At 70.4% G+C, this 11,808-nt stretch carries 8 protein-coding genes and 1 pseudogene; 6 read left to right on the forward strand and 3 right to left on the reverse strand.

Annotated features, from left to right (window positions below):
• Nucleotides 1-299: 299 nt before the first annotated feature.
• The 3 genes from ACJ512_RS12910 to ACJ512_RS12920 are packed head-to-tail and all read left to right on the forward strand — an operon-like array spanning nt 300 to nt 5,951.
• Nucleotides 300-2,360 (forward strand): serine/threonine-protein kinase, encoded by a 2,061-nt coding sequence (locus ACJ512_RS12910; RefSeq protein ID WP_461480121.1) that lies wholly within the window; start codon nt 300-302, stop codon nt 2,358-2,360.
• A gap of 40 nt (nt 2,361-2,400) precedes the next feature.
• A complete protein-coding gene (uvrB, locus tag ACJ512_RS12915; protein ID WP_407687891.1) occupies nt 2,401-4,557 on the forward strand; it encodes an excinuclease ABC subunit UvrB in 2,157 nt (718 codons plus the stop codon).
• On the forward strand, nt 4,554-5,951 hold the full coding sequence (locus ACJ512_RS12920) for an MFS transporter (protein WP_407687892.1): 1,398 nt from the start codon (nt 4,554-4,556) through the stop codon (nt 5,949-5,951). The genes uvrB and ACJ512_RS12920 overlap by 4 nt, the downstream gene beginning before the upstream one ends.
• 83 nt (nt 5,952-6,034) lie before the next feature.
• Here ACJ512_RS12920 and ACJ512_RS12925 read toward each other — a convergent pair whose 3' ends face one another.
• Nucleotides 6,035-7,612 (reverse strand): mannosyltransferase, encoded by a 1,578-nt coding sequence (locus tag ACJ512_RS12925; RefSeq protein ID WP_407687893.1) that lies wholly within the window; start codon nt 7,610-7,612, stop codon nt 6,035-6,037.
• A gap of 274 nt (nt 7,613-7,886) precedes the next feature.
• On the opposite strand from ACJ512_RS12925, the gene ACJ512_RS12930 reads away from it, so the two are divergent.
• Nucleotides 7,887-8,330, forward strand: coding sequence for a universal stress protein (locus ACJ512_RS12930; RefSeq protein WP_407687894.1), 444 nt, complete (start codon nt 7,887-7,889; stop codon nt 8,328-8,330).
• 23 nt (nt 8,331-8,353) lie between these two features.
• On the opposite strand, the pseudogene ACJ512_RS12935 reads toward ACJ512_RS12930, so the two are convergent.
• Nucleotides 8,354-9,694: pseudogene (locus ACJ512_RS12935) on the reverse strand (PPE family protein).
• A gap of 284 nt (nt 9,695-9,978) precedes the next feature.
• Entirely contained in the window at nt 9,979-10,665 is a 687-nt protein-coding gene (locus ACJ512_RS12940) for an MBL fold metallo-hydrolase (protein ID WP_407687895.1), read from the reverse strand.
• 383 nt (nt 10,666-11,048) lie between these two features.
• Here ACJ512_RS12940 and ACJ512_RS12945 point away from each other — a divergent pair, with 383 nt between their 5' ends.
• Together ACJ512_RS12945 and ACJ512_RS12950 are read left to right on the forward strand one after the other, a co-directional pair.
• Nucleotides 11,049-11,294: a type II toxin-antitoxin system VapB family antitoxin gene (locus tag ACJ512_RS12945; protein ID WP_407687896.1), complete on the forward strand. Its 246-nt coding sequence runs from the start codon at nt 11,049-11,051 to the stop codon at nt 11,292-11,294.
• Nucleotides 11,291-11,692, forward strand: coding sequence for a type II toxin-antitoxin system VapC family toxin (locus tag ACJ512_RS12950; protein ID WP_407687897.1), 402 nt, complete (start codon nt 11,291-11,293; stop codon nt 11,690-11,692). Before ACJ512_RS12945 ends, ACJ512_RS12950 begins: the two co-directional genes overlap by 4 nt.
• The last annotated feature ends 116 nt before the right edge of the window (nt 11,693-11,808 follow it).

An 11,808-nucleotide genomic window follows, 5' to 3' on the forward strand; every position in this document is an offset into this window, starting at 1 on the left:
CCGGCCACAGGGTCGGCGCCTGTGAAGTTTCTTGTCGTTCGCAAAAAGCCGCGCAGTGGTTGCGGACTGCAAACTCACAGCTGTTCCGAATGTGGTTCCGAGCCAAAGCGATCGCCGCGGGTTAGCATCGGATTTGACGGATGTGCAATGTCGGGGCCGCCGGGCACGCCGACCAGATGGGCCACCGGTCATGCAGGGACGGATGACCGGCAGGGTCACATGGCCGAAAATCGTTCCGCCGAAGGCACATCGAGTCGACGTCCCTGGGTACTGCCGGGCACATGAGGAAGCAGCACCAGATGGACGACGCCACCAACGCCACCCAGGCCTGGGACACCCCGCGGCGAACCCCGCCCGGCCCGAGGGTGTTCCGCGGGATGATGCGGGCCCGCCTCGCGTCCTCGCCGCTCGTCGCCTCCCTGTTCCGGCTGCGCGCCCGGGCGACTGCGACGTGGCGGCCGATGTCGGTGGGCAGCCGCGGCGGCTTCGCGGGCGACGCGCCTCGGCCGTCGGTGGCCGCCGGCGCCGTTTTCGCGGGCTACACCGTGTTGCGGCCACTGGGTGCCGGCGCGACGGCAGAGGTCTATCTGGCCAAGCACCCGAGGCTGCCGCGGCGCGACGTGCTCAAGGTCCTCGCCGAGAACATGACGGCGGACGTGGAATTCCGCGAGAGATTCAACAGGGAAGCCGATCTCGCCGCGACGCTGTGGCACCCGCACATCGTGGGCGTGCACGACCGCGGCGAGTTCGCCGGCCAGTTGTGGATCTCGATGGACTACGTCGAGGGTGCCGACGCCGCCCGGCTGGTCGAGGAGCGTTACCCGGACGGGATGCCGCTGCCGGACGTTCTCGCGATCGTCGCCGCCGTGGCGGACGCCCTCGACTACGCCCACGAGCGGGGCCTGCTGCACCGCGATGTCAAGCCCGCCAACATCCTGCTCACCAACCCCGAGTGTGGTGAACGCCGAATCCTGTTGGCGGACTTCGGGGTTGCGCGACACCTTGGTGACGTGAGCGGGATCACCGCGACCAACGTCGCGGTGGGCACCGTGTCCTACGCCGCGCCCGAACAGCTGATGGGCTCGAACCTCGACGGGCGGGCCGACCAGTACGCGCTGGCCGCGACCGCGTTTCACCTGCTCACCGGTTCGCCACCCTACGAGCAGACCAACCCGGTGGCGGTGATCAGCCAGCATCTGCGCGCCGATCCCCCCAGGCTCAGCGACCACCGCCCGGAACTCGCGTATCTGGACGAGGTGTTCTGCAAGGCCCTGGCCAAGCAACCCGAGCAGAGATTCGAGCGGTGTCGTGCCTTTGCCGCCGCGCTGGGCGCACGGGGTGGCCGCGGCGGCGGGGCGGGGTCCGCGATGCGGCGCCTGTCGCGGAGAACCCGCGCGGCGGCGGCGGTCCTGGTAGCCGTCGTGTCCGCCGCCGGGACCGCATGGGTCGCCGCTCGGGGACTCGGTCCGCCCGAGCCCGTGGCCGTCGCCGCACCGCAGGTCGCACCGCGAGCCGGCCCGAACACGCCGCGTCCCGCCGCGCCGCACCCGCCCGCGCCGCGTCCGGCCACGGCGGCGGCCGTTGCGCCGGCACTGGACGGGGCCTACCGGCTGGACTTCGACATCGGCTTGGCGCGGCACGCCGCGGCCGGTGTCGTCGGCGCCGGTCGGGAGCACCAGACCGGCTGGTGGGCGTTCCGCTCGTCGTGCACGGCCACCGGATGTGTCGCCACCGGCACGCGGCTCGACGACCGCGACCATCAGGTGGCGAGCATTGCGGGCGGCGGCGAGACCGATGTGCTGCGTTTCGTCGACGGGTATTGGGACGGCACCCCCACGCAGGTGTGGGCGGGCTGCCGCCTGCCCGGCCGGGCGGGCACGGCGACGGAGCTGGAAATGGTCGTCTGGTCGCTGGCTCCGGAGGCGAACGGCAGGCTGCGCGGGATGCAGACCGCGACCGTGCGCACCGACGAATGCGGCCACCGGGGCGTGGTGCAGCGGACCACGCTGGTGGCCACCCGGATCGGTGACGTCCCCCCGGACGTCACCGTGGCCGACCCCGCCAACGTCGCGCCGCTCGACCGCACCGGCCCGCCGGCGCCGGCGCCCGTGCTCGGCCGGACCTGCGGCGACGCCGACAAGCTCGGCTACGACCTGACCACGAACGAGCAGGTCGTGTGCGAGGACAAGACGTGGGACACCAAGACGTGGGAGAAAGCGCCCGTCACGACCGGGGTGCACGCGGTGGGGGAGTCGTGCGCCCAGCCCGACATCCCGGTCTTCGCGATGTCCGCCTCCGACGACGGCTACCTGATCGAATGCAACCCGCGCACGCGGGTGTGGACGCGCAGCCCCCGTTAGCTCCGGGCCGCGTGTCGGTGCATCCCTCTACCCTGGACGCATGGCATTTGCTACCGAGCATCCGGTCGTCGCGCACTCGGAATACCGTGCGGTCGAGGACGTGGTGCGGACCGGGGCGCGCTTCGAGGTGGTCAGCCCCCACTCGCCGGCCGGCGACCAGCCGGCCGCCATCGACGAGCTGGAGCGCCGGGTCCGGGCCGGCGAGCGGGACGTGGTGCTGCTCGGCGCCACCGGCACGGGCAAATCGGCGACCACCGCCTGGCTGATCGAGCGACTGCAACGGCCCACACTGGTGATGGCGCCGAACAAGACACTGGCCGCCCAGCTTGCCAACGAGCTGCGAGAGATGTTGCCGCACAACGCCGTCGAGTACTTCGTGTCGTACTACGACTACTACCAGCCCGAGGCCTACATCGCGCAGACCGACACCTACATCGAGAAGGACAGCTCCATCAACGACGACGTGGAGCGGTTGCGGCACTCCGCGACGTCGTCGCTGTTGTCGCGCCGCGACGTGGTGGTGGTCGCGTCGGTGTCGTGCATCTACGGCCTGGGCACCCCCCAGTCCTACCTGGACCGCTCCGTCGAGTTGGAGGTCGGCACCGAGGTGGCCCGGGACGCCCTGCTGCGGCTGCTGGTCGACGTGCAGTACACCCGCAACGACCTGTCGTTCACCCGCGGCTCGTTCCGGGTGCGCGGCGACACGATGGAGATCATCCCCTCCTACGAGGAACTGGCGGTTCGGGTCGAGTTCTTCGGCGACGAGATCGAGGCGCTCTACTACCTGCACCCGCTGACCGGGGAGGTGATCCGCCAGGTCGATTCGCTGCGGATCTTCCCCGCCACCCACTACGTGGCCGGTCCCGAGCGAATGGCCCAGGCGATCTCCACCATCGAGGAGGAGCTCGCCGAGCGGCTCGCCGAGCTGGAAGGGCAGGGCAAGCTGCTGGAGGCCCAGCGCTTGCGGATGCGCACCAACTACGACATCGAGATGATGCGCCAGGTCGGTTTCTGCTCCGGCATCGAGAACTACTCCCGCCACATCGACGGCCGGCCGGCGGGTTCGGCGCCGGCGACGCTGCTGGACTACTTCCCGGAGGACTTCCTGCTCGTCATCGACGAGTCGCACGTGACCGTGCCGCAGATCGGGGGCATGTACGAGGGCGACATGTCGCGCAAGCGCAACCTGGTCGAATACGGGTTCCGGCTGCCCTCGGCGGTCGACAACCGGCCGCTGACCTGGGAGGAGTTCGCCGACCGGATCGGGCAGACGGTGTACCTGTCGGCCACGCCCGGGCCCTACGAGCTGAGCCAGTCCGGCGGCGAGTTCGTCGAGCAGGTGATCCGCCCCACCGGCCTGGTGGACCCCAAGGTGGTGGTCAAGCCCACCAAGGGCCAGATCGACGACCTGATCGGCGAGATCCGCAAACGCACCGACGCCGACCAGCGGGTGCTGGTGACGACCCTGACCAAGAAGATGGCCGAGGACCTCACCGACTACCTGCTCGAGATGGGAATCCGGGTGCGCTACCTGCACTCCGAGGTGGACACGCTGCGCCGCGTCGAACTGCTACGCCAGCTGCGGCTCGGCGAGTACGACGTGCTGGTCGGCATCAACCTGCTGAGGGAGGGTCTCGACCTGCCCGAGGTGTCGCTGGTGGCCATCCTCGACGCCGACAAGGAGGGGTTCCTGCGGTCGTCGCGCAGCCTGATCCAGACGATCGGCCGCGCCGCCCGCAACGTCTCCGGGGAGGTGCACATGTACGCCGACAGGATCACCGACTCGATGAAGGAGGCCATCGACGAGACCGAACGGCGGCGGGCCAAGCAGATCGCCTACAACGAGGCCCACGGCCTCGACCCGCAACCGCTGCGCAAGAAGATCGCCGACATCCTCGACCTGGTCTACCGCGAGGCGGACGACACCGATGTCGGGATCGGGGGGTCGGGCCGCAACTCCTCCCGCGGGCGGCGCGCCCAGGGCGAGCCCGGTCGCGCCGTCAGCGCCGGCGTCTTCGAGGGCCGCGACACCGCCAACATGCCGCGCGCCGAGCTGGCCGACCTGATCAAGGACCTCACCGCCCAGATGATGGCCGCCGCGCGTGATCTGCAGTTCGAGTTGGCCGCCCGGTTCCGCGACGAGATCGCCGACCTGAAAAAGGAACTGCGGGGGATGGACGCCGCCGGTCTCAAGTGACCGAGACGGCAGCCGTCGCGGGCCGGTGGCGGGACCTGCTGCGCGGCAGGTATCTGGGGACCTCGGTTGTGCTGGCCGGCGGCGTCGCGCTGTACGCCACCAACGAGTTCCTGACCAGCAGCCTGCTGCCCAACACCGTCGCCGAGATCGGCGGCGCCCGCCTCTACGCGTGGGTGACCACGCTGTACCTGGTCGGGTCGGTGGTCGCCGCCACCGTGGTCAACCCGATCCTGCTGCGGGTCGGTCCGCGGTCCTCCTACCTGTCCGGGCTGGGTGTCTTCGCCGTCGCCAGCCTGGTGTGCGCGGCGGCCCCCGACATGGCGGTGCTGATCGCCGGGCGCGCCCTGCAAGGGGTGGCCGGTGGCCTGCTGGCGGGGCTCGGCTATGCGGTCATCAACGCGGCGCTGCCACGCGCGTTGTGGAGCCGCGGTTCTGCGCTGGTGTCGGCGATGTGGGGCGTCGCCACCGTCGTCGGTCCCGCCACCGGCGGCCTCTTCGCACAGTTCGGCCTGTGGCGGTGGGCTTTCGTGGCGATGGCGGTGCTCAGCGCTCTCATGGCCGCGCTGGTTCCGGCCGCGCTGGCCGCGGCGCGCGCGGAGCGCGCCGCGGCAACGCAGGTGCTGAAGGTGCCGGTGTGGTCGCTGCTGATCCTGGGGGCGGCCGCGCTGGCGGTCAGCGTCGCGCAGATCCCCCGCGACGTCGGTGCGACCGCGGCCCTGCTCGTCGCGGGGGCGGGGCTGGCCGTCTGCTTCGTGGTCGTCGACCGGCGGGCGCGGGCGGCGGTGCTGCCTCCCAGCGTGTTCGGGCGCGGGCCGTTGAAGTGGGTGTACCTGGCGATGGCGGGGCTGATGGCCGCCGCGATGGTGAACACCTACGTGCCGCTGTTCGGTCAGCAACTGGCGCATTTGCGGCCGGTGGTGGCCGGGTTCCTGGGAGCGGCGCTGGCGTTCGGTTGGACGGTCAGCGAGATCGTCAGCGCCTCCTTGAACGATCCGCGGGCGGTCGGGCGGGTGATCGTGGCCGCACCCGTGGTGGTGGCCGCGGGTCTGGCGCTGGGTGCGCTCACCCAGCGCGCCGACGCCTCGGCCGGCATCGCCGCGTGGTGGGCGGTGGGGTTGCTCGTCGCCGGGATCGGGATCGGGATGGCTTGGCCACATCTGTCGGTGCGCGCGATGGAATCGGTCGACGACCCGGCCGAGGGCGGCGCGGCGGCGGCCGCGATCAACACCGTGCAGCTCGTCGCGGCGGCGTTCGGCGCCGGCCTGGCCGGCGTGGTCGTCAACACCGCCCACGGCGGCGGCGTGGTGGCCGCCCGGTGGCTGTTCACGGTCTTCACCGTGCTCAGCGCCGCCGGTGTCATCTCCGGGTATCGCGCCTCCCGGCGCGCGGCCTGACCGACGCCGCGGCCGAGCGTGCGCACAATGTCAGCCGCACCGGCGTGTCCCCGCACCGACGCGCACGCTCGCGGGGACGGAGGTCAGCGGGTCGACTTGACCACCTGCGAGTAGTGGAACTGCCAGCGCTCCACGATGTGGAACCCGAGGTAGCCCGGGAAGCGATACGCCGGGGCGTGCCCGAACGCGCCCGGCGGCAGCGAGGGCCCGGCCTGGTGATCCGGCAGTGAACCGTCCTTGTTGGTGATGGTCCAGATCGTGGAGCACTGGTTGATCTTGGCCGTCGTCAGCCACACCGCGACGTGCCCGTCCCACAGCCAGCCCATCTTGGGCCCGTACGCGCCACGCTCGACGTCGATCAGCGACCGGAATGCCCCCGGCCGGGTGGAGAGCAGGGCGCGGACCGGCCCGGGCCGCCACCCCACGGTGTTGTCCACCATCAGGCAGTCACCGGGTGCGGCATGGGAGCCGATCAGGTCGGCCACCTGGCTGTAGTCCCAGCCTTCTTTGGCGTAGGGCCAGCGCTGGACGAACAGGTAGTTCGGCACCGCGGCGACGGCGAACAGCAGCACCATCCCGGCGATCGGCCACGGTTTGCGGGCGATCGTGACGATGCAGACCGCGATGATGACGGCCACCGCCGGCGTGGTGAGGATCAGGTAGCGCGGGAAGTAGATCGGTTCGACGACGGCGGAGTACACGACGACGAGCCCGGTCGGAATGACGACCCACGCCGCGCACAGCAGCAGCAGTCCGCGCGTCTCGCCCGCCGGGGCCGGCATGCCGCGCAGCCGCGCCGCGATCGCCGCGACGATCAGCACGGCGGTGAGGACCGCGAAGGGCACGCTGTGGTCGAAGTACTGCCGCAGGACGATGTCGAAGGCGTAATGCCAGCTGACCGGGAAGATCCAGTTGACCTGGAAGACCTGGCCGTGGGCGAACGCGAGGAACGGTGTCGTCAGTCCCACCGCGGCGGCCGAGGCGACGGCCCAGCGGATGGCCGGCGACTTGCGGGCCCCTCCGGGAGCCAACAGCGGCAGCGCGATGGCGTGCACCGGCACCAACAGGACCAGGTTGAGGCTGAGCAGGATCGACACCGCCAGGCCCAGGGCGTATCCCACCCACAACCGCGCCCTGTTGCGGCGGACGGCGGCGACCAGCAGCACGGTCAGCCAGATGGCCGCGGCGACCGCGAACGCGTAGGAGCGTGCTTCCATGCCCGCCCAGGTGATGCGCGGCAGGATGGCGAACACGACACCCGCACACACCGCGGTCGCCCGCGGCGTGAACTGCCTGGTGAAGACCGTGACGCCGGCGGCGGCGGCGCCGACCGCCAGCGCGCTGGGCAGCCGCGACCAGAACTCGGTCGGCGGGAAGATCGCGAACCAGCCGTGCATCACCAGGTAGTACAGGCCGTGCACGGCGTCGATGTGGCCCAGTAGCCGCCACAGTTCGGGCAGCGTCCGGTTCGCCGCCGCCGAGATCGTCGCTCCCTCGTCGAACCACAGCGAAGGCCGGCACGCCCAGGCCGCGCTGACGACGGCGGCCAGCACGGCGATCGCCCACGGGTCGAGCAACCTGCCGCGCGGCGGGGCGCCCGCCGGGGCCCCCGCGGCCCCGGGGGATTCCGGAACGCGCTGCTCAAGGGTGTGCATGGACATGACGCTTCTCACTGTAGGGCGCGCCTGACGGGCTGGTCACCGAGCGCACCCGCCGCGGGGGGCGGAATTGGCGAAAAGGCCGGTAATCCAAGGCTTCCCGCATTCGGGATGAACATTTCACGATTGGTCATCACGGAAAATTGTCCGTCGGCCCGGCACGGGCCCGCAAACGCTGGTCACGCCACGCCACGCTGAGGCGGGAATCTTTTCCCTGTGGAATGGGCAAACGCGATACTGTCATTGGTTGGCTGACCAACCGGAAATGGGAGGGTAAATGGGCGCCTATCAGGTCGTGGTGGTAGGAACTGACGGCTCGGACTCGTCGATGCGCGCGGTGGACCGGGCGGCGCAACTCGCCGGGGCCGACGCCAAGTTGATCATCGCGTCGGCGTATTTACCCCAACATCAGGACGCCCGGGCCGCCGACGCCCTGGGGGCGGAGAGCTACAAGGTGTCCGGCACCGCGCCGATTTATGCGATCCTGCGCGATGCCAAGGAGCGGGCACACGCGGCCGGCGCCAAGAACGTCGACGAACGGCCGATCGTCGGCGCCCCGGTCGACGCCCTGGTGAACCTGGCCGAGGAGGAGAAGGCCGACCTGCTCGTCGTCGGCAACGTCGGCCTGAGCACCATCGCGGGGCGGTTGCTAGGTTCGGTGCCGGCCAACGTGTCCCGCCGGGCCAAGGTCGACGTCCTCATCGTGCACACCACGTCGTAACCGGTACGCCGCCACCCGGCGGCTCACCGCCCAATCGTGTCCCGGGCCCCAGGGCCAGGGAGCGCATCAGCACTTCGCGCTCCATCGCCATCTCGGCGCCCTGACCCCCCGGGCGAATCGCCCGGCCCGCCGGAGGCGCGTTCAGGTCCGTCTCGCGAGCACCCGGCGGCAACACAGTGGGCGGGGGGATGTAGCGGAAGCGCGGCGCATCGCCGGGTTGCGCGGTCCCGGCGCGGAGATTGTCCGGCCCCGCCGCCGCGGGTGGCCCCCCAGCCACCGCCCGCCGCGCCGCCGGCGCCCGCCGCCGCCACCGCCATGAGACCGCCCGGCAGCATCCCGCCGTACCCGGGTCGCAGGCCGTCCACCCGGGACTCCGTCAAACCGGCCAGGGCGGGTTGCGGCATCGCCGTCGCTGCCCGGCCGATTTCGGGCGCCGCCGTTGCCCACGCCGGTGGCACCGACATCCCGCCGATCGACGCCGCCCGGCCGGCGCCGGCCAACACCGCGGTGCCGGCCAGGCCCGGCGCCCCACCGCTCATCAGCGCCGCTGGCCGGGCCCAGTCCCGGGCCAATCGCGGCCGCGGCCGGCAACGCGGCTTTCACCGGTCCCGTCAGGGCCGGCCCCAGGATGAACAACACCCCGCTGGCCACGAAAGTCGCGCCACTGGAGAAATTCAGCAGATCGGTCGCCGAGGGTAGGGACAAGGTTCCGGAAGCGAGGTTTTGCAGCAAGGTGGGCACGGTCGAGACGAGCCGCGACAAGGCGCTCGCGCTCGGGGCCGCGGCCGACACGCCGGCCGCCTGACCGACGGCCGCGGCCTGGACGGCCGCCCCGGCTGGGTTCGTGGTCTGCGGGGGTGGGCTGAACGGCGTCAACGTCGACGCGACCGCCGACCCGCTCGCGTAGCCATACATTGCCGTCGCATCCTGCGCCCACATCCCGCCGTACTACGTTTCGGTTGCCGCGATGGCCGGGGTGTTCTGGCCGAGAATGTTCGTCGCCACGAGCGACATCAACAACGCCCGGTTCTCCGCGATCACGGGCGGCGGCACCGTTGCGGCGAACGCCGCCTCGTAGGCCGCCGCCGCCGATCTGGCCTGAGCGCCGGCCTGCTTGGCCTGCTCTGCCGTGGTGCTCAGCCATGTCGCATAAGGGGTCGCCGCGGCCACCATCGACACCGACGCCGGACCCAGCCACGGTCCACGAGTCAGCCCGGAGACCACCGACCTGAAGAGGCCGCCGCCGAATGCATCTCCGCGGCCAAACCGTCCCAGGCCGTCGCGGCCGACATCATCGGCCCCGACCCCGCTCCGGCGTACATGCGCCCGGAATTGATCTCAGGCGGTAACGCGGCAAAATTCAGCTTCTTCGCCCCCCATCACTCGGCCGCGACCGCTTTCCTTGGCTGCGTGGCCACGGGCAAACCGGTATTGGTCGGTAACGTACCGGCGACCGATCGCCGGATGTGGGAGGCACGTTCGGGGTGGGTGGATCGCCGCGGGGACACGACTTTCCGGTGAACGCCGCCCGGGCTCCGGGTTGCGTCAACCGCACCTTCGGGGCCGTGATGTCAATGGCCCTGTGCGGAAAGGCGGCGCTGCTGCACGGACTGCGGTCGTGGGGCGCACCCGGGACACGCCCGCGGCGTCACCAGCCGCGTTCGCGCCATTCAGCCAGGTGTGGGCGCTCCGCACCCAGGGTGGTGTCGTCGCCGTGGCCCGGGTAGATCACGGTGGAGTCGTCGTACACGTCGAACACGCGCGTCGTGACGTCCTCGAGCAGTTGCGTGAAGTCGCCCGGCTGCCACGTCTTGCCCACGCCGCCCGGGAAGAGGCAGTCGCCGGTGAACAGCTGCGTCACCCCGCCGGTCGCGGGCCCGTCGAGGGCCAGCGCGATCGATCCGGGGGTGTGGCCGCGCAGGTGGATGACGTCGAACGTGAGCTTGCCGATCTGCACGGTGTCGCCGCCTGCCAGCAAACGGTCCGGTTGGACCGGCAGCGGTCCGGCGTCGATCTCGTTGGCGGCCGTCGGCGCGCCGGTGGCGGCGGCCACGGCTTCCAGGGCCTGCCAGTGGTCGAAGTGTTGATGGCTGGTGACGATCAGCGACACCTTCGGGGCGTAGTTGTGGACCAGCGCGATCAGGTCGTCGGCGTCGTTGGCGGCGTCGATCAGCAGGGTCTCACCGGTCTCGGAACATGTCACCAGGTAGGCGTTGTTGTCCATGGGGCCGACCGATGCCTTGAGTATCGTGGCGCCCGGCAGCGTGCGGCGGGCGGCGGTACCGGGGTCGACGTGTCCGGTGTAGTTGTCGCTTGGCTGCTTTGGGACAGTCATGTGCGCCACGTTACTGGTGTGCGACACCAATACAGTTGCTGAGGGTTGACACTGGTCCCTCTGTGTCCGGTCGTGAATAGAATTACCAGTCACAGAGGCGGTCCTCGGGCTCCTGGCGATCCACTCGGGCCGCGATCGCGGGTCGGCACGACTCAACCACGCGCGGGGCCACTGCGCCCCTCTAGCTGAGTTCTGGCCAGGTCGACCGTTTTGATGCCCGCGGCCTTCAGCGCGTTCTCGACGTTTCCGCCGAACCACTTGGTGCGGGCCGCGATCCCGATCTGGGCGGGTTTGACGCCGCCGGCGATTCCTCATCGATCTGAGCGCCGCACCGGCCGTGTTCGGTGACGCTGGTACCATCACAAGGGTAGAAGGGTACCAATATGGCGTTGAACATTAAAGATCCGTCAGTCCACCGGGCGGTCAAGCAGATTGCGGAAATCACTGGTGAATCTCAAGCTCAGGCGGTGGCGATTGCGGTGAACGAGCGTCTGACCAGATTGCAGAGCGACGATCTGGCCACCCGACTGTTGGCCATCGGCCACAAGACCGCCAGCCGGATGAGCGCCGCGACCAAGCGGCTCGACCACGGCGCTCTGCTGTACGACGAGCGAGGACTGCCGGCGTGATCGTCGACACGTCGGCGATCATCGCGATTCTGCGGGAAGAGGACGACGCCGCGGTCTACGCCGAGGCCATAGCCACCGCCGGCGCACGCAGAATGTCTGCGGCCAGCTATCTCGAATGCGGGATAGTCCTGGACTCCCAGCGTGACCCGGTCATCAGCAGAGGTCTGGACGACCTCATCGGAGAAGCCGAATTCATCGTCGAGCCGGTGACCGAGCGCCAGGCCCGCCTGGCCCGCGGGGCATACGCGGACTTCGGGAAAGGCAGCGGCCACCCCGCAGGCTTGAACTTCGGCGATTGCCTTTCCTATGCCCTGGCGATCGACCGACGCGAGCCGCTGCTGTGGAAAGGCGACGACTTCGGGCACACCGGCGTCCGATCGGCACTGGACCGACGGTGATCCCCTGACGGGGCGCCAATCAAGATCAACGAACAGTCACCCCACAAGTTCGTCGCGCGCCCCGCGTTGCTGGCCCCCGGGTACTTGTCGGTACCGGCACCTAGCATGGAATGCGC

The organism is Mycobacterium cajalii (assembly GCF_045809005.2).
GTDB lineage: Bacteria > Actinomycetota > Actinomycetes > Mycobacteriales > Mycobacteriaceae > Mycobacterium.